18 protein-coding genes, 2 pseudogenes and 1 other annotated feature are annotated in these 23,694 nt (G+C 55.9%); of the genes and pseudogenes, 10 read left to right on the forward strand and 10 right to left on the reverse strand.

All coding sequences use genetic code 11. The features are described 5' to 3' along the window. The first annotated feature begins 37 nt into the window (after positions 1-37). The 4 genes and pseudogenes from ACR0BU_RS14065 (at position 38) to ACR0BU_RS14080 (ending at position 6,777) form a co-directional block, all read left to right on the forward strand. Entirely contained in the window at positions 38-1,306 is a 1,269-nt protein-coding gene (locus ACR0BU_RS14065) for a Hint domain-containing protein (RefSeq protein WP_480737944.1), read from the forward strand. Between the two features lie 474 nt (positions 1,307-1,780). Continuing rightward, positions 1,781-2,153: pseudogene (locus tag ACR0BU_RS14070) on the forward strand (transposase); the annotation flags it as partial. Next, positions 2,010-2,126, forward strand: a sequence feature (AL1L pseudoknot). Its footprint overlaps the pseudogene before it by 117 nt. Before the next feature lie 2 nt (positions 2,154-2,155). Further along, a pseudogene (locus ACR0BU_RS14075) lies at positions 2,156-2,727 on the forward strand (DDE-type integrase/transposase/recombinase); the annotation flags it as partial. 564 nt (positions 2,728-3,291) lie between these two features. Beyond that, positions 3,292-6,777, forward strand: coding sequence for a matrixin family metalloprotease (locus ACR0BU_RS14080; RefSeq protein ID WP_480737945.1), 3,486 nt, complete (start codon positions 3,292-3,294; stop codon positions 6,775-6,777). Between the two features lie 360 nt (positions 6,778-7,137). Here the strand turns inward: ACR0BU_RS14080 and ACR0BU_RS14085 are convergent, their stop codons facing one another. The 8 genes from ACR0BU_RS14085 to ACR0BU_RS14120 form a co-directional block, all read right to left on the reverse strand. Beyond that, positions 7,138-8,181 (reverse strand): glycosyltransferase family 4 protein, encoded by a 1,044-nt coding sequence (locus ACR0BU_RS14085; RefSeq protein WP_298934756.1) that lies wholly within the window; start codon positions 8,179-8,181, stop codon positions 7,138-7,140. Further along, entirely contained in the window at positions 8,181-9,710 is a 1,530-nt protein-coding gene (locus ACR0BU_RS14090) for an ABC transporter permease (protein WP_480737946.1), read from the reverse strand. The genes ACR0BU_RS14085 and ACR0BU_RS14090 overlap by 1 nt, the downstream gene beginning before the upstream one ends. Further along, entirely contained in the window at positions 9,707-10,453 is a 747-nt protein-coding gene (locus ACR0BU_RS14095; RefSeq protein WP_300072966.1) for an ABC transporter ATP-binding protein, read from the reverse strand. Before ACR0BU_RS14095 ends, ACR0BU_RS14090 begins: the two co-directional genes overlap by 4 nt. Positions 10,454-10,476: 23 nt before the next feature. Further along, positions 10,477-11,466, reverse strand: coding sequence for an ABC transporter substrate-binding protein (locus tag ACR0BU_RS14100; RefSeq protein ID WP_480737947.1), 990 nt, complete (start codon positions 11,464-11,466; stop codon positions 10,477-10,479). Next, a complete protein-coding gene (locus ACR0BU_RS14105; RefSeq protein ID WP_480737948.1) occupies positions 11,463-12,368 on the reverse strand; it encodes a lysylphosphatidylglycerol synthase transmembrane domain-containing protein in 906 nt (301 codons plus the stop codon). The genes ACR0BU_RS14100 and ACR0BU_RS14105 overlap by 4 nt, the downstream gene beginning before the upstream one ends. After that, positions 12,365-13,978 (reverse strand): sulfatase-like hydrolase/transferase, encoded by a 1,614-nt coding sequence (locus ACR0BU_RS14110; RefSeq protein ID WP_480737949.1) that lies wholly within the window; start codon positions 13,976-13,978, stop codon positions 12,365-12,367. Before ACR0BU_RS14110 ends, ACR0BU_RS14105 begins: the two co-directional genes overlap by 4 nt. Next, entirely contained in the window at positions 13,975-14,697 is a 723-nt protein-coding gene (locus ACR0BU_RS14115; protein ID WP_480737950.1) for a CDP-alcohol phosphatidyltransferase family protein, read from the reverse strand. The genes ACR0BU_RS14110 and ACR0BU_RS14115 overlap by 4 nt, the downstream gene beginning before the upstream one ends. Before the next feature lie 92 nt (positions 14,698-14,789). Beyond that, positions 14,790-15,521, reverse strand: a complete 732-nt coding sequence (locus ACR0BU_RS14120) for an endonuclease/exonuclease/phosphatase family protein (RefSeq protein ID WP_480737951.1) — start codon at positions 15,519-15,521, stop codon at positions 14,790-14,792. Positions 15,522-15,649: 128 nt separating this feature from the next. Here ACR0BU_RS14120 and ACR0BU_RS14125 point away from each other — a divergent pair, with 128 nt between their 5' ends. After that, positions 15,650-16,234: a YceI family protein gene (locus tag ACR0BU_RS14125; RefSeq protein WP_298934764.1), complete on the forward strand. Its 585-nt coding sequence runs from the start codon at positions 15,650-15,652 to the stop codon at positions 16,232-16,234. Between the two features lie 188 nt (positions 16,235-16,422). Here ACR0BU_RS14125 and ACR0BU_RS14130 read toward each other — a convergent pair whose 3' ends face one another. Then, a complete protein-coding gene (locus ACR0BU_RS14130) occupies positions 16,423-16,686 on the reverse strand; it encodes a hypothetical protein (RefSeq protein WP_298934765.1) in 264 nt (87 codons plus the stop codon). A gap of 96 nt (positions 16,687-16,782) precedes the next feature. Then, positions 16,783-17,742, reverse strand: a complete 960-nt coding sequence (locus ACR0BU_RS14135) for a LysR substrate-binding domain-containing protein (protein WP_298934766.1) — start codon at positions 17,740-17,742, stop codon at positions 16,783-16,785. Positions 17,743-17,811: 69 nt separating this feature from the next. Between ACR0BU_RS14135 and ACR0BU_RS14140 the strand changes: the two genes are divergently transcribed. From ACR0BU_RS14140 to ACR0BU_RS14160, 5 genes are all read left to right on the forward strand, one after another. Beyond that, complete coding sequence (locus ACR0BU_RS14140) at positions 17,812-19,437, forward strand: GMC family oxidoreductase (RefSeq protein ID WP_480737952.1); 1,626 nt, start codon at positions 17,812-17,814, stop codon at positions 19,435-19,437. Then, the gene (locus ACR0BU_RS14145; RefSeq protein ID WP_480737953.1) at positions 19,434-20,642 is read left to right on the forward strand and encodes a mandelate racemase/muconate lactonizing enzyme family protein; all 1,209 of its coding nucleotides are present in this window, start codon (positions 19,434-19,436) and stop codon (positions 20,640-20,642) included. Before ACR0BU_RS14140 ends, ACR0BU_RS14145 begins: the two co-directional genes overlap by 4 nt. Positions 20,643-20,664: 22 nt before the next feature. Continuing rightward, the gene (locus ACR0BU_RS14150) at positions 20,665-22,107 is read left to right on the forward strand and encodes an aldehyde dehydrogenase family protein (RefSeq protein WP_480737954.1); all 1,443 of its coding nucleotides are present in this window, start codon (positions 20,665-20,667) and stop codon (positions 22,105-22,107) included. Between the two features lie 75 nt (positions 22,108-22,182). Next, positions 22,183-22,638: a cupin domain-containing protein gene (locus tag ACR0BU_RS14155; RefSeq protein ID WP_300072936.1), complete on the forward strand. Its 456-nt coding sequence runs from the start codon at positions 22,183-22,185 to the stop codon at positions 22,636-22,638. Beyond that, positions 22,635-23,585, forward strand: a complete 951-nt coding sequence (locus ACR0BU_RS14160; protein WP_300072934.1) for an NAD(P)-dependent oxidoreductase — start codon at positions 22,635-22,637, stop codon at positions 23,583-23,585. Before ACR0BU_RS14155 ends, ACR0BU_RS14160 begins: the two co-directional genes overlap by 4 nt. The last annotated feature ends 109 nt before the right edge of the window (positions 23,586-23,694 follow it).

Here is a 23,694-nt window from a genome sequence, read left to right on the forward strand (position 1 = left end):
CCGAATGCGTCCGTCTGGCCGCTAGAGGTAAAAGACAATGCCTGTCTTCGTCGTTCTTACCGATGCCAATATATCTGATCCGTCATTCTGGGCGGGTCTGGACGTCGGCCCGGACAGTACAATCGACGCGCGCGGTATCAGTGACAATTTCCAGATCACCATAACTGGTAGCTCTATTACTTTTTCCGACACATCCACCGGCACGACCACGACCTACACCGATGCGGATCTGGCTGCGGGATCGTTCAACCAGTTTGTCCAGTATCAAGGCAACGATGCCGACAGTAACGTTAGCGGATCGGTCGGCCTGAATGGCAGTGGCTATACCGGTGGCAGCGGAAACGATACCTTTCAGGACGACGGCAGTCTTGGCGGCACTCTGACCGGCGGCGATGGCAATGATACGCTGATCGGCGGCACCGGGAACAACAATATTAACGGTGGCGACGGTGACGATCTGTTGCGTGGTGGTTCAGGGTCGAACAACCTTTCCGGCGGCGAAGGCAATGATGTACTTTTTGGAGAAGACGGTTCCGGGAACCTAGATGGCGGCGAAGGCGACGACATCATTAATGCGGGGCTTAACACGGTTTTCGTCCAGGGCGGAGCGGGAACTGATAGTCTGGTCCTGCCAGCGGGATCGACATTCGTACCGTTCTCGCCCGGCTCAACAGGGGGTAACGTCACCCTGCCCAACGGCAATACTTTCGTCTATGTCAATGTTGAGAATGTCACGGTCGCCTGCTTTACTGACGGTACGCCAATCAGAACACCCAAGGGAGATGTGCTGGTCGAAGACCTTGTCTGCGGCGATCTGGTTGAAACCCTAGATCATGGCCCAAAACCGATCCGGTGGATCGGCAAACGGACTGTTTCCGGTCGCGGCAAGCATGCTCCAATCTGTTTTCTACCGGGCTCGATTGGCAACAAGCGGCGGATCCGACTTTCTCCACAGCATCGCGTTCTATTGTCCGGTTGGAAATGCGAGCTTTGGCTTCAGGAACCTGAGTTGCTTTCCGCCGCGAAGCATCTGTGCAACGGCGACCGGATATTTCGCGAGCCCTGCGATCAAGTCACCTACACGCACTTCATGTTTGACCAACACGAAATCATCTTCTCTGACGGCGCGCTTCTAGAGAGTTTTTTCGCTGGCGATTACATTACGCAAGTGGATCAGGCGGGTTACGAAGAACTGACCGAAATCTTTCCAGAGTTATTGCACGGAACGAAAGATACGCACACTACAGCTCGACCGGTCATAAAGCGCTTCGAGGCGAGCCTGTTCAGTAGCCATGAGCTGACGTGATCGAAGCATCGTGATACATACGAGATTGGATTTGGCGCAAATTTTGATGCCTCGTCAAAGCGGGCTTCTATACGCATTGCAGCAAATGGTGCGGTAGATCTCTAACACGACGCTATTTGGCATCGTCAGGTTGTTTCTAGCGCCTACGGTCCTTCTGGTTGTGTGAATTCACGCGGTTCGGTCAATGGTGTATTCGTTCCAGTGGCAAAACGCATTTACTCGTTTTGACGATAGGTGGGGGTTGACGTCATGCAACCAACGTAACCGTCACCAGGCTCGCGGGCTACTGCACCCAACCAGGCAGCCCTGGCATCGATGTTATGTCTGGAACGTAGGTCCCGATCGTCACGAATTCCCCACGCGCCATGTTCATAAGCCTTAGTTTGCTGAACATGTTGGCAAGCTCCACCGCGACTTGTTTAAGGGTGCTGATCTGCCCCGCCAGGCTCAAAAGAAGAACAAGCAACACGGGAGCGAGATCAGTTCGAGCATCAAGGCTCCTATGAGGCGCAGGCGGGGGTGATCACGGCCATCGCACCAAGATCGGCTGTACTCCCCAGACCTTGAGCGGATGGGTCAAGCAGGCCGAGAAAGACAACGGGATGTGAGACGGTATCCCCACCGAGGAAAGGGAGCGGATCAAAGCTCTCGAACGTGAGGTCCGCGAGCTACGTCAAGTGAGTGAGATCCTCTGCAAGACAAGCGCGTGTTCTGCGCAAGCGGAACTCGTCCGCCCGCTGAAGCGATGATCGCCTTCATTGAAGGTCAGCGCGTTGTTCACGGTACCGAGTCGATCTGCAGGGTGCTGCCGACTGCGCCGTCAACTTTCTATCATCAACTTGCATGCTGCGCTGTGCGGTAGAGCGCCGACTGAAACAGATTGGCATCCGGGGTGCCGCGCGCGGATGAGTGGCCAAAACAACGGTCCCCAACACGCCAGCGCGATGTCCACCTGATAAGGTGAACCGCGTGTTTCGGGCCCCAGCACCAAACTTGATGCGGGTCAGTGATTTACGTACATCTCTGCCTAGCAAGACATTGTCTATGTCGCCTTCGTCATCGACACATTCGCTGGCCGCATCGTGGGATGGCGGGTCTCGCGGTCTGCCAAGACAGACCTTGTTCTCGATGCTCTGGAACAAGCCCTGCATGATCGACGCTCTGTCCAGAAAGAGGGATTGATCCATCACTCGGACCGCGGTCGGCAATACCCGTCCAAACGATACACAGAGCGTTTGGCTGAAGCCGAGCTCGAGCCGTCGGTCGGCCGCGCTGGCGACAGTTACGATTATGCCCTCGCTGAGACGATAACGGCCTCTACAAAACCGAGCTTGTCTATCAGCCGGGGCCTGAGGCGCAACGTGCAGGATCTGGAAATGGCCACCCTCGTATGTATCGATTGGTCGCGCGAAACGAAGCTAAGGGCCTCCGGCTAAACCGGAGCGATTCAGATTCCGCATGTTGAAATGCCCGATTCGGCGTGGTCGAAGCGACCTCTCAATGATCACCCTGCTTCCTCAGTGTTTGACATGGATCGGGCATTGGTAGCGTTGATGGCTGGCGCGCGCCAAATTGTTGCCACACCCCTAACGTAGACTGCTTTCAGATGTAAATTCACTCGCCTGAAATGATTGCAAAACACGGCCCAAAATGAAGCCAATACTCGCCACCATACTCTTCAAGCCCTTGCTTCGAAACGAACGAATACTTGCCTAATGCCGAATTAACTATACCCGGCAATCAACTCGGCATATGGCATGTATATAGGAAAAAGAATCCAAACCTTTCCCGGCACAGGTGTCGTGCTCGGGAACGCCCATTTAGACGGTAACGTCACGCTTTAGACTGTGTCCTTGCGGTAACCGGTATGGATTTTCGACCTAAAACCAGGACTGACGCCTCGCATCAAAGTTGCATAATCCTTAACAAACAGTTTAGCCGTTCAAATTAGTTCAGAATTTCAGTAAGAACCCGAAAGCAGAAGAATGTTCACCAACATACCCCGTCCCTCAGCTTCTTCCCCTCTCAGTGCCATTCAGGGTAATTATGCCTTTGGTGATGGGAATCCCAATACGGTTACGACCATCACGTATAGTCTCGCCCAATATTTGGACACAGGGGCTTGGACGCCAAGCCTCAGAGCGCAATTCAAAATGGCTCTGGATGTGATTGAGTCGGTGGCGAACATAAATTTTGTTGAAACAAGCGTCGCCAGCGCTGATCTGATCGAGGTTGTAGCACCCAGTTCGTTTTTTTCGCGGCCGTCAATTCTGGGCTTTCACCAGGCTCCGGTCGCGGGAGGCAGCACGCCATTGTATGGCGCCTTCAACACTGATTACTGGAACGCCTCGAACGGTGCACCTGGCGGGTATTTTTTCACTACGATTCTGCATGAGCTTGGTCACGCTTTGGGTTTGGGTCACCCTCATGATGACGGGTTAGGTTCTTCGGTGATGGCTGGTGTGACCCAGCCATTTGACTCGTTCGGTGTAGCGGGCCTGAACCAAGGTATTTTTACCGTCATGTCCTACAATGACGGGTGGACCAGTCAAAATGGCGTCCTGCCTTTATCCGCAACCTCTGGTGGCTCGACAGGGCTTGGTGCTTTGGATATCGCGGCGTTGCAGGCAATGTATGGCGCCAATACCTCGACCAACTCTGGCAACAACACTTATACGTTGGATGCGGTAAATGCTGCGGGAACCGGCTATCAATCCATTTGGGACACCGGTGGTATCGATACATTGGCACATATCGCCGGCAACGATGCCGTTCTGGACCTCCGCCCGGCGACGCTTGACTATTCAGCCACGGGTGGTGGAGCGGTCTCGTCTGCCTCAGGCGTGAGAGGTGGATACACCATCGCCCATGGTGTTGTGATCGAAAATGCGTCCGGTGGATCGGGCAACGACATAATCTTTGGCAACCTTGCGTCGAACGTGCTGTCTGGCAACGCAGGCAACGACGTCTTCTATTCCTTGTCCAACGGCTATAACGGCAACACAATCAATGGCGGCAGTGGCAACGACGTGATCTATGTCGCTGCAGGAGCTGGTGTAGATGTGGTCAACGGTGGGGGCGACAATGACATCGCCGTTGTATCCAGCAACGGCGGATCTTTCATCGGCGGTTCGGGCTTCGACACGATCCGGTTCGTCTACACCATCACTGACTACCTATTCCTGAACAATGGTACGACTTTCGGGTTCACAAATCTTATTAACGGCGTCACGTTTACTGTTTCCAATGACGTAGAGACGTTCCAGTTCTCCAATGGTTTGCAGGGGTTCACTCAAGCGGGTGTGATGCAGGCCATGCAAATCAGCGACATCGAAACCAATGGTACGGTTCTGCAACATGCGGCCCACGGTATCTATGTCCTCGATGGAGGATCGGACAATATTGCCTTGAAATTGAATGGCCAGGTCATCGGGCAAAACTCACTAGCAGGTTGGAGCGCTATTCAGGCTGAAGAAACAGCAACAGGCTTCCGCCTGCTTTGGCAGAATGTGAACGGTACTTATTCAGAATGGACTCTGAACAGTCAGGGCGAAGCTACAGGCGGCTCGAATGTTGCCAATGTTGTTGATTTGGAGACGGTGTATGGGGCCGATCTAAACGGTGACAACAACATTGGTCATATCACCACAACCGTTGAAAGTGCTGGCGCTGTCACGCTTCAGAATTCGACACAAACTGGCTACATCATCGATGGAAAAAATCTGACCTGGAACGGGCAGAATTTTGGCCCAAACACTCTGCCGGGATGGACTGTCATCCAGGCCGAAGCTTTTGAGATCCATAGGTACAAAGTTCTGCTGCAGAACACCGACGGCACCTATGTGGAATGGATTTTGGACACAAATGGAGAATTTGAGAGCGGTGCGGTTGCAGGCAACGTGTATGACCTTGAAGCTTTCTATGGCGTTGATTTGAATACCGACAGCGCTGTTGGTCATGTCACCACAACCGTTGAAAACGCTGGTTCTGTCACGCTGCAGAATGCGACACAAACCGGCTACATCATCGATGGTGACAAGGAATTGACCTATAATGGGCAGAACATTGGCCCAAACACTCTGCCGGGGTGGACCGCGCTACAGGCCGAAGCAATTACCGGTGGCTATAAAGTTCTGTTGAAGAACGCAGATGGCACCTATGTGGAATGGACGTTGGACAGTGCTGGCGAATACGTCGCTGGTGAGGTGATCGGCAACGTCGCTGATGTCGAGATCTTCTATGGTGCCGACATCGATGGCGACAACAACGTCGGTCATGTTCTCAGCAATATCGAAACCAACGGGTCCGTGAACCTGGGCGTTTCGGCGCAAGATATATATGTTTTGGATGGCACCAAAACGCTGACCTGGAACGGGCAGAACATTGGCCCAAACACTCTGCCGGGGTGGACTGCGCTACAGGCCGAAGCTTTTGGGGGCGGCTACAAAGTTCTGCTGCAAAACACCGACGGCACCTATGTGGAATGGACTCTGGACAGTTCCGGAGCTTACGTCGACGGAGCGACTGCAAGCAACGTTTATGACCTTGAAGCTTTCTATGGCGTTGATTTGAATACCGACAGCACTGTTGGTCATGTCACCACAAGCATTGAAAGCGCTGGCGCTATCACGCTTCAGAGTTCGACACAAACCGGCTACATCATCGATGGTGACAAGCAATTGACCTACAATGGGCAGAACATTGGCCCAAACACTCTGCCGGGATGGACTGCGCTACAGGCCGAAGCAGTTACCGGCGGCTATAAAGTTCTGTTGAAGAACACAGATGGCACTTATGTCGAATGGACGCTGAACGGTACTGGCGAATACGTCGCTGGTGAGGTGATCGGCAACGTCGTCGATGTCGAGACCTTCTATGATGCCGATATCGATGGCGACAACAACGTCGGTCATGTTGTTGTCAGCAATATCGAAACCAACGGGTCTGTGAATCTGGACGTTTCGGCGCAAGATACATATGTTGTGGATGGCACCAAAACTCTGACTTGGAACGGGCAGAACATTGGCCCAAACACTCTTCCGGGATGGACAGCATTACATGCCGAAGCTTTTGGGGGCGGCTACAAAGTTCTGCTGCAAAACACCGACGGCACCTATGTGGAATGGACTCTGAACAGTTCCGGAGCTTATCTCAGCGGAGAGATTATCCCTGACGTTATCGATGTCGAAGACTTCTACCAATACGACATCAACGGCAGCGGAACGGTTGGTTACGCCCTACCGAAATTTGCGCAATTCCAAAAGCAGGCCCCAATTGTGGACGACTCTGACGAGATTCACTTTGTTGAAATACAGAGCGACGCGCCGGTGGAGACCGATCAGGAGATGATCTGGAACTCATTGCAACGAGACGAAGCCCCAGAGGTGGAGCCCGTGCCATCCAAAGACGTTGACGTTGCAGGGTTGGGTCTTCTTGATGATCTGCTGAATGACGATGTCTTTTTGATCTGAGCTTGTTGGTATCGGGTGGCGTGACTTAGCCGTACCCCTGGGCGGCCCAGCTGTCTGACATCAGCGCCTCTGGATCATTGGGAGCAGAACCAAAGTCGGACGGTTCGATACACTCTCTGCTCGTGGCCCTCTGCCGACATTCGCGGATCCCAGCCGGGGTACCTGAAAGCCGTCGTTCGTGGAAACTGCAACACTATGCCCATACTCGAGGGTTGCAACGCGCACTTTCACAAAGACTGCACGGTTTAGTAACGTCACGCTTAGCCCGAAGACGCGCTCTAACGTCAAGGCCGATGACATCTTGTGGATCATATGGGCTTCTTGTGGGGGGTCGTATTCCGCGGCCGTTTGGAGGAATACTCATGCGCATCTAAGCCGCGCTATTATCGTCGAAAACTCATGGGCTGTGTCTCGCCATTGGGGCAGCGTAGATGACCGTTGTAACGACAAGCGAGAGAGCCGCTGTGCCTCGCGCGTGTCCTGAATGACCCGTTGCAAAGCATCTGCCAAGCCGCCAGGATCGTCGGGCGCAACTAAAATCCCGGCCTTGCCAACTGTTGTCGGCACGGCACCGACACGGCAAGAGACGATTGGTAACCCGTACATCATCGCCTCGCTCAGCACCATGCCGTAGCCTTCGTAGCGCGTGGCCAAAACAAAAACCGATGCTGCATTGAAACGGGCCGTTAGGTCGTTCTGATCAAGCTCGCCTGCGAAAGCTACGCGCGAGTCGATGTTAAGCGCGCGTGCCTGCTTGAACAAGGCGGCGGCATAGTCCCGATCATGTGTCTTGCCTACGATTTCGACCTGCCAAGGGAGGGCTTCGAGATGCCCTAAAGCGTCCAGTAAGACATCGTGACCCTTACGAGGTGCCAAAAGCCCGACGGAGAGAATGAGCGGTGGATCAGAGAGCTGACGGTTCACAACCGGCCTATCAAAACCGGGCGGTGCGATTGTGATCCGGTGTGCTTCTGCACCAAAATCACGGCACAAACTGCGCGCTGTTTCAGAGCTCGGAACCACAACATGATCGGCATGGCGCAAAGCGGCAGCTTCATTTTGCAGCAGAAAAGCGGAACGCGCTTTGGGCAGTCCGGTTTCCAGGCCAAGAGGATGGTGGATCATCGCAATGATTGGCGCTTGAACTTCGGCAAGACCGTCGGGATCGATTGCCCCAAAAACAAGACCATCCAATATGATCGGTTGATCCGAGGGCACAGCGCACAAGACATCCAGAGCCGCCACCATGTCTGCGACGGTAGGATCGGGAAAGCTGTCCGGCAATCGCAAATGAGCTATGCTGCACCCCATCTCGTTCAATTCATGCAGCACGCGGGCCTCATATATGAAGCCTCCGGTGCGGCGATTCTTGTCGCCAGGGATAGCAAAAACGGCTTGATTCATCACACCTGTTCATTCGCGTATATGCGTAGGACCCTATGCTCCACTGTGGCGACAGCGGCATAAACCACCACTGCGACAACCGCGAGGATCACAACGCAGGACCATAGCATGTTGTAGTTGGATGTGCTCGCCGTTGTGGCCATCAAAACGCCGATCCCTTTGCCTGTCGCAAGCCATTCTACTGTTGTGATCGCCAGTAAAGCGGCTGGCACGGCCATACGGGCAGAGGCGAAGAAGGCGGGTAGCATTGCTGGTATTTGTGCCGCGCGCAGCAAGTGCCAGCGACCGGCGTCATAGCTTCTGAAAAGGTCAACGACCTGACCGGGCGTTTGGCGAAGACCCTGCTGGCAGGCGACAAATGTCGGGAAGAAGATCATTACTGCGACGACGACCATGGTCCCCACCAGACCGCGCCCGAACGCAAGCACCAGAAGCGGTGCAGTCGTGATGATTGGCACAGCACGCAGCGCTACGGCAACCGGCATTGTTGCGCGGTTCAATGCCGGCGACAAAACCACCAATGCAGCCAGCGCCGCGCCCAAGGCAAGGCCGGCAAGGTATCCAGGAACGGCAAAAGACAAGGTTTCAGCGAGAGCCGACAAAACTGTGTTCCGATTTTGCGCCTCGGCCAGAAAGTCCCACACATCGCCGGGACGTTTCGCGAAAAAGCGGTTGAGATCTAATGCATCCATCGACACTTGCCAAAGGATCAGCACGAAAGCCGTAGTGAACCCAATCTCGATCAGGTACTTCCATGGTCTCTGACGTGCAGAGACGGCAGTTGCCGACAACAGAATGACGGGCCTGTACGCAACGACGCGCTGACCAAGCCAGCCGATCGACCCATAAGCGATCATGGCGATCAGTGCAGCAATAAGCGCCAGCGCCCATGTCGCATTTGTGTCCAACCCCCGCATGGCGCGCAAGGTCAGCACACCCAGCCCTCGTTCTGCCCCCGTGAACTCGCCGATCATGGCTCCCAAAAGGGCGGCAGGTGCGCTGATTTGTAGGCCCACGAAGAGATATGGCAAACTTGCGCGCGCCCGCGCGCGGATCAGTGTCGACATCGGACCACGGCCATAAACGAGCATCAGATCAGTCCAAGTTTGTGACACGGCGCGCAAGCCGACGAGTAGCGTGAGTAGGGTTGTGTAGTAAACTGCCAAGGCGGCGAGCGCGATCTGTGGGCCAGTGCCGGGCCCAAACAACACGCGCAAAATGGGTCCACTGGCAATCAACGGCACGCAAAACACAAGCAGGCAAACGGCAGATAGCGTTCGCGCGCTGCGGGGGAAGACGATCATTATGGTGCCCAACCCTATCGCTGCGAGATTCCCCCAGACAAAGCCCTGTGCGGCGTTGACCGACGTTTCTAGCGCAGCGCGGGCAAGCAGCGCTGCATTGTTTGATACATATCCCGCAATTGCCAAAGGACTGCTTACCAGCAGGCTGCCCGGCACCAAGCGCAAAGCACCTTCCCATAAAACCAACACAACACAGAGCCATAATAGCAAGCGCAGTACGGTCATATGCTGTCCTCTAAAACGGCGAAGATCTCTTTCGACAAGGCTGCGAACTCTGCAGTCTGGACAAGTTTACTGTCCCGCGTGCCTGTCAGTGCAATCGGGATGTCCGCAACCACGCGCGCGGGGCGCGGTGACAAGACCAAAACACGGTCGGACAAAAGCACGGCTTCCTGCACTGAATGGGTGACAAGCACAACGGTCGCTCCGCGGGATCGCCAAAGCGGTGGCAGATCTTCGTTTAACCGTCGACGCGTCATGGCATCGACTGCACCGAAGGGTTCGTCCAGCAACAACACATCGGGTTCTGAAATCAAGCTGCGTGCGATCGCGACGCGTTGGCGCATACCGCCTGATAGCTCACCCGGGCGGTGGTCGGCAAAACCGCCAAGTCCCACAAGGTCAATCAGCGCATCAACATCACCCACGGGTTTGCGCGCCAACTCGGCTCCAAGCGCAATGTTTGCGCGCGCGCTGCGCCAGGGCAGCAGCGACGGATCCTGAAAGGCCATGGCCAATGCTCCGTTCCGAGCAACCGTCCTAGGTGGCTCTGCACCCAGTGCTACCGTCCCGCTGTCTGGCGTGTCGAGCCCAGCAATCATCCGCAATATAGTTGACTTTCCACACCCTGAAGGACCCACGAGCGCGGTGGTCTGCCCTGCGGCAAGCGTTACAGAAAATGGTATAACCACTTCGGTTCCGCCAAATCGTTTGGTGATGCTATCGCAGTGAATGTCTACGCTGGCCATGCCGCGGCAATCCTTGCGCTGGATCAGCCATGCACCTCTTCCAGTATCGACCTGTCCCATAAACCCGCCGACACGTCATGGTCGAGCAGGGCCAAAGTCTCAATGTTCTTTGACACCGTGTCATCTGTGAACCAACCAAAGCCGTTTTCGGCGGTCAGGTCAGAGAACATCAACGGGACTTGACGTGCGGCCTGTAGCTTCTGGGTTTGTAGGTCGAGACCTGCATCAGGGAACATCTCGACCGTCAGCGCAGCGGCGGCATCCGTGTCGTTCAGGTAGTCATTCCAGCCCATCACCTCGCCCTTGATCAGTGCAACGAGATCAGCACGCTGGTTGGCGATCGACTCCTCGGTCGCGATATAGGTTTGGGAATGCAGGGCATAGCCATGATCCGCCATCAGCATTGTCGTATTATCGACGCCCTTTACGGTCATCGCGACCGGTAAATCCGTTTCCCAGCACAGCAGGCAATCGACCTGACCGCTGACCAGTGGGGCGGGGTCATATTGCGTTGGCACAATCTCGATATCGTTGATGTCGAGATTGTTCAGAGTGCAAAGCGCCTGCAGCACCGGCGTATTGGCGACCGCCATGCCGATCCGTTTGCCCACAAGGTCTGCCGGCGTGTTCACCGGGTTCGCCGCCAGCGATGCAATGGCGAAAGGGTTCTTTTGCATGGCCACGGCGATGATCTTGAACGGTGCGCCCTGGGAAACGGCGGCGGCTGTGTAGTCGGCGGCGGAAATCCCGACCAAAGCTGTGCCAGAGACCACCGGCGGCTCGACCGGGGCGTTGGGACCGCCTTGACTAAGCGAAACATCGAGTCCCTGTTCAGTCCAGTACCCCTTTTTCGCCGCGATGTAGCTGCCACCGAATTGGACAGAATGCAGCCATGAAAGCTGGAAGTTAACCGACGTGGCGGCGAACGCAGGCACGCCTGCGGCTGCGGTTGCCACCCCTGCTGCACTGGTTTGCAGAAAGAAACGGCGGGTGAGATGTGCAGGTTGTGTCATGGTAAATCTGGTTTCTCCTTGGTTAAGGTGGTTCCGGAAAAGCTCTGGGCCACAAGAATGGCAGCGGCGGGTAGCGCCGCGACGAAGAGCACGACACCGTAAGTGACCCCGGTTGCGATACCCGCGCTGGCGGGCGCACCGATCATCGGAAAGAGGGCGGCGGCAGCGCCCTCTCTCCAACCCCAGCCGCCAACCGACAGAGGGATCAGCATCGCGCACAGGATCAGCGGGATCAGCGTTGCCCACGCCGCGGCCGGAATGAAGGTGCCTATTGCCCGCGCGCAAGCGTAAAAGCCAAAGATCAGACACAGTGTTGTGATTGCACTATGGAGAAGAATGACAGGTTGGGGGATCAGCTTCAGGACCTTTTGAACGAACCGTCCTGTCACGCTATCGCGTCTTGAAACTAACCAAGCCGCCGAACCGCACCCTGTCAGGACCACCAAGACAAGCAGACTCAAACGGGTCCAGTCGGGGCCTGCAGGCATCGCCAGAGTGATGGTAAAACCTGCATACATGAGACCGAGAATGGCGACCTGGCCAAGCATCCGTTCGGCCATCACCGATTGCGCAGCGCGGATAACATCCGCAGCGCCACGGGCCCGGACCGCTCGGGTCACATCACCTGCGACGCCACCGGGCAAGGCGCTGTTGATTAACTGGGCGAGGTAGTATTCGCGCAAGGCGAACGCGTAACTGAAGCGTATGTCAAATGCGCCGGCGGTGGTTTTCCAGCGGTCGGCCATCGAAAAGGTAGCGACTGTCAAAGCTAGCAAGGACAGCGCAATCCACTTCATGTCCGCGCCGCGCAACTGCGCCAGCACCTCTGCGGGGTTGGTCCACCACAGCAAAATGACAAGGCAGCCAATTGAAACCGCAAGTTTGATCCCACGCATACTCATTGGCCGGCCATCTTCGAAAGTTGCGCATGCGTGAAAGCATCCAGAAAGTTATTGCGGAAACTGTCCATGCGCCGCACCGGACCCTCTGCTGAAGGGACAAGACCATCGGTCCATCCCCAATGATCAATCAGGCTCAGAAGGTCCGGCGGGCCAATCATGTGCACGGCGACATCCTTGTTGTCGCTTCCCGCCACAAATCCTGCAGCCTGATGATCGCCTGCGACGATTACCAGCGGCGCGTTATCGCCCAGGTCCGCCACATGCTCGAATGTAACCCGGAGCGCGTAGTCCACGGACCTGCGATAAGCATCGCGCACGGCGTCCCGGTCGCGCCAGAGATCCTTTGGCGCAGGTCCGCGGGCCGCCATTTCGTTGAAAACCGTCCCATTGCCAACCCTATCCCACGGCACCACATCCGGGATTGGCGTCCACGGGGCATGCGAGGAGATCAAGGCGACTTGTATGAAATCCGGGCGCGGGTCCGCGGGCAAAAGTGCAGGGTAAGTGGCCAATGTGAACTGGTCAGGCATCGTGACCCAGCGAAAGCGCGCGCCCTCATAGGGGATGTCCGCTGCCGGGATGACCGTGTCAAAGCCCATCGCAAGGCTTTCTGGCCATCCCATAGTGATCGCGGGCATGATCGCCGTCGTGCGGTAGCCTGCATCCTGAGCGAAGTGGAACAACCACTTGTGACCGCTGGCCAGCATCGCGGTGTAGCGCCCACTGTTCGTCGTCCATAGCCCGCTTGCCAAGGCACCATGAGCAAGCCAGCTCTGACCGCCCGAGGTCGGTGAGGTCAACCAACCGCTTTTCATCGCCATACCAGAGCGTGCGATCTCGAACTCGGCCACGCGCAGTGTTTCCAAATGGGTCGGCGCATATAGTGGATTGTCAAAACTGGCGCGCCCGTAGCTTTCGATCCAGATCAAAACAACGTCCCGACCTTCAAGCGCATTCAAGAGACCGGCAGAATTCGCGTAGGTATCTTTGTTTGCCTCTGCAGTAAATCGGGCAAGCTCCGTGGCGGTTTGCTGCACCTCGATTCCGCGTTTGAGTGTTAAGCGCGTGGTCCAGGCCGTGCCCGGCGGGCTCTTGTCAAAGCGCCAGTATTCGAAGTGATGCCCGGTATCTGCCGCAGCCCAGCCCGCGCACAACAGCGCCAGAAAAGCCGCTGTTACGCGCAGCGAGCGAGCGGGCCCAATTGAAGCCCAAGTGCGCAAGCTGCGCTCGAGCACCAGAAACAGAAGAACCAGCAACCCTGCGGTCCCGATGACCACCAATACGGTTGGCACGCCCCCAACGCTTTCGCGCAATAGAGACAGACCTGCGCCAATTAGAAACGTATCGAGGATGGGATTAAACGTGCGGTTGAAGGCGCTGAACATCCCGAAATCTGCAACTTTGATCACGATAGCCAGCAATAGCAAAAGCGCACAGACGTAAGTCACACCCATACGCCGCCCAATGGCCACCATACCCAGAAGCAACACTGGCAGCTCCAGCGGCCAGCGGTTCAGCGTGTTCCATGCCACGGCGCCCGGATGGTTCGGCAATACCAGAACGGCAAAGACCACCGCTGCGGAAACGGCCAGTGCCACAACGCGCCTCATGCGGCGCGCCTCACAAGCCAAAGGATGTCGACCAGAAACGACCAACTTAGCAACAGGGCTGCAATTGCAGCGACGGGTATTGCAGCGACCTGCGGTGTCAGGGGAAAGAGCAAAAAGATCAGCGCTGCGATCTGAACGACACAGATTGCTTTGCGTCGGAATGCTTGCGGCAAGGGCGCTTGCAACGCCGGCCATACGAAGGCTGCAGCGACAAAAGCGTAGCGCATGAATCCCAGGATCAGGATTTCAGCGCCGATGGTCCCGCTGATCAGGAGCCATAGGGAAATCACTGCGCCCAAAGCGGCATCCGTTTCCATATCGAACCGCCCACCGAAATCCGAAACCAGATCCGCTCGTCGGGCCAGCCATCCATCAACGCCGTCCAGCGCAAAAGCCAAACTTGCCACTGCAAACACCACCCAGACGGACACGTCGGGCGACACAAGCGCCCCAGTCAGAAAGGCTATCATGGCCACGCGCGCCAGGGTGACGATGTTGCAGGCGCCCAGAACCGGGTGCGGATATCTGTTATTCAGAGCATGTCCCGCCACCGTCGCTGCGCCGGCGAAGATCAAAATCGGCACTGCAAGCATGCCGTAGGCAAAGAACGACACCAGCGCCAGCACCACACCCAGAACAGCAGAAACACCCAAGAACCCGGCTATTGGTGTGCGGGGCTCAAGCGTCTGCTCGACAAGGTGTGGTGTGCTGCGAAACATGTGTTACTTCACCCAATTCGTCTGTTACTTAGGTCCGCGGGCGGCATTGGACACCTTAGATAACCCACGGCCACGCGGACTATACAACCACATCACGGAACTGTGACCGTCGCCTCCAGCGGCAGATGGTCCGATGCCAGTGCTACCTTTGTCGACGTAACGGTGCGCGATTGCAGCACTTTGCCCGGCGGGTTGGTCAGGATACGGTCCAACGGCAGAAGTGGCCATCTACTGGGAAACGTGCGGCGGGCAGGGCCGCGCAGCGCAGTACCAATCAGTCGGCGATTGAGCATCAGCCCGCTCCAGGGACGCCACTCGTTCAGATCTCCAAGCAGGATGGTTTGCATGGGCGGGCGCCGTCGCAGATATTGCCCGATGGTCCTCATCTGGATGATGCGTAGAGGCTGCGACAGAGACAAATGAGTGCTCATGATCCTGACCTCGCGTGTGTTAAACGTTGCCTCGACAGACACTGCACCGCGGTGACAATGACCCGGTAGATCTATCAAGTCGGTTTTCGTACGTTCCAGCGACGGTGACAAAAACAGGATGGTGCCCAGAAACCCATCGCTTTCGGTTCCCCATCTTAGCGCGCAGTCATGGATGTATTCGAGCCCGGTGCGGGTTGCGATCTCTTGCACATTGACCACACTTGCGTGAGGTCGGCACTCTCCGTCTGCCTCTTGTAAGGCCAGAACATGTAGGCCCAGAGGTGTCAGTGAATGATCAATCGCCTCGACAACGCGCCCAGGATCGACGTTGCCGTCACTTCCCTTGGCGCGGTGGATGTTCCACGTTGCACATCGCAGCTGCTCAGCCTGCATCAGATCGAACCTGCCCTATCTCTCAACCACCCTATATGCCACAATAGCAGAGTTAGACCGCGCGTCCCCAATGGCGATGTTTTCGCCCACCAAGGCATTTCACGCGCTTAGAACAGGACACATAAACCATGCGTACGCTCCTTGTCACAACGGCTTTCTTCACCACTTTCGCAGCAACTGCGCAGGCGGACATGGCGCGGTATGAACTCGACCCGGAACACACATCCATCTACTTCACCGTGGATCACATCGGCTTCGCCAAGACACTCGGTATATTCACCGACGTCAACGGCAGTTTCATGTATGACGTGGACACCCAAGAATTGGGCGATGTCTCGGTGACGATAGGTACGGCGTCGGTCAACACGTTCAACGAAGCGCGCGATGGGCATGTGCGCAAACCTGATTTCCTGCATGTCTCGGAACATCCCGAAATCACCTTTGTCGCTAACGGCGGCGCTCCTACCAGCGATACCACCGGAACCGTCACCGGCGACCTTGCGATCCTTGGCGTGACCCAGCCTGTGACGCTTAACGTGAATCTGAACAAGATTGCAGGCTACCCGTTCGGCCACCAGCGCGAGGTTCTAGGCTTGTCGATGACTGCCACGATCCAGCGCAGCGATTTCGGCATGACCTATGCGGTGGAAAACGGGCTGGTCGGGGATGTAGTCAACATCAGTATTGAAACCGAGGCGATGAAGATAGAGTGATGTCAAGTTGGGTCGACATCCAAGTCTGATCGAACCCGATTGGAAACATGCACGGCGGATCAGGTCAGATCGATACAGTTTAATAAAGATGCACTGCGCGCATGGTATTGCCGCGTTACCTCCAGAATTCTGATGTTCAGATTTCGACCTACCCAGCTGGTGGCATCCAGGCGCCAAAAGCCTTGATTTCATCGATCTTCAAAACATAAGGACCACTTCTTTGAGGACACCCGAAGGGTCCAGGCCCCGATCAGTTTTGGCACGCCTGTTGCCCAGATCAGATCGGCATCGGCGATGCTGCGGAAGTGTCCAAGGAAGTAGGACGCCTCGCAGAGGTTCTTGGTGCCGAACCGTGCGGAATAATGGATGTGGACCAAAGATGGCTTCACACTTGGAGCGTTGACACGCCTGATTTTCAGAAGTGCAAAACGACCTTCCGGAAGGAATGACATCTGTAGTTGTTATGGGCTAGGAAATGGCCCCTGATTTGATCGCTACATACTGTTCGGCGTTGGCGGGCGCGAAAAACCAAGCAATTTGTGGAATGGTTAGCCTGCGGTATCCGAATAGATGGTTCTGATCCAATCTGAAAAGGTACGGATCTCGTCGCGGCGCTCAGAGCCATCGCGTTCTACCAGAAAATGAGCGGGCCGGATGGCAATCTTTTCCGTCACCGGCGACGTAACGAGCCCTCGTTGAATGAACGATTGCGCAAAGCTCTCTAATACGATGGCCATCCCGGGCCCTGCGCTGATGGCCTGCAAAGCCATCAAGGATGAATCAAATCGTGTTACCCTGGCCTGAACAGGCATCGAAAGGTCGAGTTGTTGAAATAGCTGTGGCCAATCTGATTCAGACCCATGAATTGTAATGATCTGCTGTGCGGCCAGTATATCGAGGGTTGGTTCGCCTTGGAAGTTTCCTAGGAAGTCTGGATGGCAAACTGGGACAGCAAATTCATGACCGAGATGTGTAACACGACCATCTGACCAATCTCCGTATCCAAAACGGATATCGACATCACTTATCCCCTCTTGAAATCTGTTAGCCCAGACGAATGTAGACAGTTCTACGTCGATATGGGGATGATTGGCGAAAAACTCGTTCAGCCTGGGTGCAATGATCAAAGCTGCAAAAGAGATTGATGCCCGAACCTTGAGTTGTTGTCGCTTCGTTTTGCCAAACAACCCTGTGGTGGCAACCTGCATGTCGCTCAGGCCTTTCCGAACAGGTTGGGCATAGGCTTTGCCCATATCCGTCAAAGCAACGCCGCGCGGCAGTCTTTCAAACAACGTTGTTTTTAGATGCTTTTCAAGCAAGCGCATTTGTTGACTGACGGCTGCTGGCGTTAACCCAAGTTCAGCCGCCGCGGCAGAAAAACTACCGAGCCGAGTGGCCGCCTCGAAGGTACGGAGCCAGGTTGGGTGAGGTAGGTCCATAAGCGCACAACCTTTAAATAATTTTAGGTCAATACCATAAAATCCATTGTTTGAATTAACAATCATCATGTGGGAACTCTTTGCAGAAATGTCACCGGGCCAACGATAGAGCCGTGGCAATTGCAGGGAGAGGCGTGGGTGGAGGCGTACGATTTCATTGTCGTAGGAGCGGGTTCAGCAGGATGTGTTCTGGCTGATCGGCTTTCGGCGAGTGGACGTCACAAGGTTTTGCTGATTGAGGCGGGCGGCAGCGACCGCCGCTTCTGGATCAAGGTACCGCTGGGGTATGGTAAGACCTACGATGATCCATCTTTGAACTGGTGCTACACCGCCAAACCCGACGCTGGTCTTGCCAATCGCGCTGCCTTTTGGCCGCGTGGACGGGTGATTGGCGGATCGTCTTCGATCAATGCGATGGCTTACCTGCAAGGCCTTCCCCATGACTTCGACGATTGGGAGACCGCTGGTGCGACGGGTTGGAACTGGCAGTCTGTCAGCGCAACCTATTCCCAACTTGAAACCTTTGAAAACCGATGTGAAACCGAAGGGCCCAGCTTCGGGCACGTGCATATCAGTGACGTCGGCACGCGTATGCATCCGTTTTCCGCCCATTTTCTGCAGGCTGCCCAACAAGCGGGGTGGCCTGTCGTTGATGATTTGAATGGGGCAATACGAGAAGGGGTTGCGCGTCTGCGCTGTACTGTAAAAAACGGGCGGCGCTGGTCGGCAGCTGATGCGTTTTTGCGACCTGCATTGAAGCGGCAAAACCTGCGGGTTGTGTCAAACGCTCTGGTAGAACGAATAGTACTGCAAAACGGTGTCGCCACTGGGGTCGAGTACAGTCAGGGCACGCGGCGGGTGCAGGCCATGGCGGGACGTGAGGTGGTTGTCAGCGCTGGCGCGATCAACTCGCCACAGCTTTTGCAGCTTTCAGGGATCGGCCCGGCAGAGCTGATGCAACGCCACGGGATCAAAGTTCAGGCCAACCTGCCGCAAGTGGGGCAGGGGCTGCAGGATCATCTGGGAATCTCTTATCAGTTTGCCGCCACCGAGCCGACGTTGAACAACCGCTTGGGCAGCTGGCCCGGCAAAATCGCGGCGGGTTTACAGTATCTTCTGACACGGGCCGGGCCGCTCAGCGTACCGATCAATCAGGTCAGCGGCTTTATACGTTCCGACCAAGGTCAGCGTGCGGATTTGCAGATATACTGCAACCCGATGTCCTACGCAGTGCGCGCTGGTGGCAAAACTGACGTCGCAGCTAAGGCCGGGTTTCTGATATGTGTGCAGCCCTGCCGCCCGACCAGCCGGGGTGAGGTGGCGATCACCTCAGCCGATCCGAATGCTGCGCCAGACATCAGACCTTATTCGCTTTCGACCAACGAAGACTGCGCGCTTGCCATTGCAGCAGGTCGTGCCGCACAAAAACTGGCAGAGACGCCCGCCATTCGGTCTGTATTGCGCGACGGTCCGGATATCGCGGCCATGTCCGACAATGATTTGCTTACCGATTTTCAGGCGCGCGCCAGTTCGATCTATCACGCCAGCTGCACCTGCCGCATGGGCGCCTCGGCTAAATCTTCTGTTCTGGACGCGCGCTTACGGGTGCATGGCGTGTCAGGATTGCGGGTGATCGATGCATCCTCTTTTCCCAACGTGACGTCTGGCAACACCAATGCACCTGTCATGATGCTGGCCGCGCGCGGCGCTGAAATGATCCTGCAGGATACGGCACAACCGATCCGGCAAGGAGGTGCAGTATGAGACTGGAAAAGCTTGAAACCTTCGTAGTGGCAAATCCGCCGCCACGCCACGGCGGCCGGTATTTTATCTTTCTGCGCCTCACAACCGCCTGCGGCATCACCGGCGTGGGCGAAATTTACAATGCAACCTTCGGGCCCAATCTTTGTACCGCCATGGCACATGATGTGTTTGAACGGCAATTCGCTGGTCGGGATCCGCACCATATTGAACGACTCTGGCGTCAGACCTATGGCGCCGGGTTTACTATGCGCCCCGATGTAACTGTGATGGGCGTGCTGAGCGGGCTTGAAATGGCCTGCTGGGACATAATCGGCAAAGCCGCCGATCAGCCGGTCTATCAGCTGTTGGGCGGCAAAGTTCACGACCGCCTTCGCAGCTACACATACCTCTATCCCGCCGAAGGCGATGTTTACCCGGACCCTGATGAGCCCAACGTCTACAATGACGCGGATATCGCCGCTGAGGCGGCGGTGCGGGCTGTTGAACAGGGCTTTACTGCCGTCAAATTCGACCCCGCAGGTCCATACACAGTTTATGACGGCCATCAGCCACGGCTCAGCGATCTGGACCTGTCCGAGGCTTATTGCCGACAGATCCGTAGCGCTGTGGGCGATAAGGCCGATCTTCTGTTTGGTACCCATGGCCAGTTCACCGTGTCGGGTGCCAAACGCATGGCACGACGGCTCGAGGCGTATGACCCGCTTTGGTTTGAAGAGCCTATTCCGCCGGAAAACCCGGCCGATATGGCAGAAGTTGCCCGTTACACTGCCATCCCGGTCGCCGCAGGTGAAAGGCTTTGCACCAAGCATGAGTTTGCCCGCCTGCTCGAAGCTGGCGCAGCCTCAATTCTACAGATGAACCTGGGTCGGGTAGGTGGCTTGCTGGAAGCTAAGAAAATAGCATCCATGGCCGAAACGCGTCAGGCGCAGATTGCTCCGCATTTGTATTGTGGCCCCGTTGTGGCCGCAGCAAATATCCAGATCGCAACTTGCAGTCCCAATTTTCTGATCCTGGAAGCCATCGGTCGCTTTGACGGCCCGTTTATGGACTTCCTGACCACGCCCATCTCCTGGGAGGCGGGTTTTGTCCTCCCCCCGGTATCTCCGGGGTTGGGCGCGGAGTTAAACGATGCGGTCATCGCTGCGCATCCTTATACCGGCAAAGAATTGCACCTGAATGTGGTGGCCGAGCCGGTGAACCCATGATCACTCATGAATGGTGAACGCAATGGAAAAGCTTAACAAACACTATATCGATGGCGGTTGGGTGGCTTCGGTCGACGGCACGCGCTTCGCTATTAAGAATCCTGCAGACGATAGCATTCTGGGCGAAGTCACGCTTGGCACCGCTTTGGATGTCGATCGGGCTGTTGCATCCGCAAGCCGGGCCTTTGAGACGTTTTCCAAAACCTCCAAGGCTGAGCGTATCGCGCTGCTGAACCGCTTGCTGGGAGTTTACACCAACCGGCTGGAAGAGATGGCTTGGGCGATCACCCGCGAAATGGGCGCGCCCATCGATATGTCGCGTGCGATGCAAGCGGGTTGTGGAGTAGACCATATCAAGTCGTTCATCGAGGTGCTGAAGGCTCACGTTGACTGCGAGACCCTGCCAAACGGCGATGTGCTGTATCGCGAACCGATCGGCGTCTGCGGGTTGATCACACCGTGGAACTGGCCAATCAGCCAGGTCGCCCAAAAGGTCCTGCCTGCTTTGGCGGTTGGGGCCACCTGCGTTTTGAAACCTTCGGAATACACACCGCTTTCGGCAGCACTTTTTGCCGAGCTCATCGACGAGGCGGGATATCCGCCAGGTGTTTTCAATCTGGTCTTCGGGGATGGCCCAGAGGTTGGATCGGCAATGTCGCGTCATCCAGACATTGCCATGATGTCCTTCACCGGCTCGACCCGGGCAGGCATAATGGTGTCAAAGGACGCCGCCGATACAGTCAAACGTGTGGCGCTGGAACTAGGCGGGAAATCCCCCAACCTGATCTTTGCTGATAACGGTAAGGATCTAGAGGCGCGCGTAACTGCATCGGTTGCCAATTGCTTTCAAAACACTGGCCAGTCTTGCAACGCGCCAACCCGTATGCTGGTCGAGCGCAGTTGTTATGAAACCGTCCTTGAGATTGCATCCCGCGCCGCTGCTGATCAAAAGATTGGGGAGCCTGCTGATCCCGGTGATCATATTGGTCCTCTCTTCGGCCAGTTACAATATGACCGCGTTCAGGCAATGATTCAGACTGGGTTGGACGAAGGCGCGCGGCTTTTGGCTGGTGGTCTTGGCAAACCCGTTGGGTTTGAACAGGGCTGGTATGCCCGTCCGACCGTTTTTGCGGATGTGAACAACCAAATGCGTATCGCGCGCGAAGAGATCTTTGGCCCTGTTCTGGTCATCATCCCCTTCGAGACCGAAGAGGAAGGGATCACCATCGCCAACGATACAGTATTTGGCCTGGCCGCATTCCTTCAGACAGGAGACGCGGAGCGTGCCAAACGCGTTTGTTCAGCGCTGCGTGCGGGCACTGTCACGATCAACGGTCAAAGCACCAACTACGGCTCGCCGTTCGGGGGGTATAAACAATCCGGTAACGGGCGCGAAGGCGGGCCGTTTGGGCTGGAAGATTACCTCGAACTCAAAGTCAGAGGCGGGCTTGGGTTATCGGCCTGAGCCAGGCCAAATCCTAACATTCGCAACAGCAACCCTGTCTGACCAAAAAAGGCAGCCATTTCATCGGAGAGTGCAATGTCGCACACCACCCTCGATTTTCTTCCGGAGCCGTCTGCCTCCGGCTCCGAAAATACAACCAGCGCTTGGGCGACCCATCGCGACGACGCGCCAATCGAAGGCGGTTTTGACGCGAGGTATGGCGACGTGATGTGGCAAACGTTGATTTGTGGGGACCGTATGTCATCAACAGATCTGGTCCTGGGGATCGCGAGTATTCCGGCCTTCGGCAGTTTGCCACTGCACAGTCACGACCCGGCAGAGTTCTATTTTGTCGTATCCGGATATGCAGAGGTTTCAATTGACGGCAAGATTACATCAGTTGGCCCAGGCATGGCGCTCTTCATCCCGGGCGGGACAATACATGGCGTAACGGCTGGCACTGAGGGCATTGAGTTCATCTACGGGTTTCCGGAAAATCGCTTTGGTGACGTGGTCTACAACTTTTCTCAACAACAGGGTGGGGAACAATGAAAATAGGATTTATTGGCCTCGGCAATGTCGGCGGCAAACTGAGTGGTAGCCTGCTGCGGAACGGCTTTGATCTGACAGTGTATGATTTAAACTCCGATCTGGTTGCCGAAAAAGTCACCAAGGGCGCAACGGCAGGCGAAAATCCGGCACAGATGATGCGTGACTGCAATGCGGTAATAACATGCCTGCCGTCACCCGCCGCCTCTGATGCCGTCATGCAGGAGATGTTGCCTGAGGTTCGCGAAGGCAAGATCTGGATGGAGATGTCGACGACTGATCAGGCCGAGGCCGAGCGTCTAGGAGGTCTGGTTATCGCGGCGGGCGGGGCCGCTGTTGACTGCCCCGTGTCGGGTGGATGCCACCGGGCTGATACAGGGAATATTTCAATCTTTGCAGGCTGCGATCGCCCCACATTCGAACGTATTCTGCCTTTGCTGACCACTTTGGGACGTCGGGTATTGCATACCGGTGATCTGGGATCGGCGTCGATGCTGAAAGTGTTGACCAACTATCTGGCAACCGTTCATCTGGCGGCCAACGCCGAGGCGCTTGTCACTGCCAAAGCTGCCGGAATGGACCTGAACACCACGTATGAGGCAATCAAGATCTCGTCGGGAACATCCTTCAGCCATGTCACCGAAAGTCAGGTCATTTTGAATGGGTCTCGGGATATTTCATTCACCATGGATTTGGTCAAAAAAGACGTGGGGCTGTTCCAGGAAATCGCAGAGCGCAACAACGTGCCTTTGGAGATTTCACCGTTGATTTGCAGCATCTTCGACGATGGCATCGCTCGTTATGGTGATCGTGAATTGTCACCAAACATCATCAAGCGTCTGGAGGATGCAACCGGTCTGGATATCCGAGCACCGGGATTTCCACCGGAAATGACGGACGATGAGCCCGAGGAACCCGGCTATGAGGTCATCCCAACGGGGCGGAATTGAGAGGAGAGGTGTTCGCCGCTTAGCTAAGTGACAACGCGTCTTCATGGGCACTTCTAAAAGTCAATATATGTCAAGTACTTGTCTGTTATCGATGGTTTGAGACAGGCGG

This window comes from Ruegeria sp. CK2, assembly GCF_056536585.1.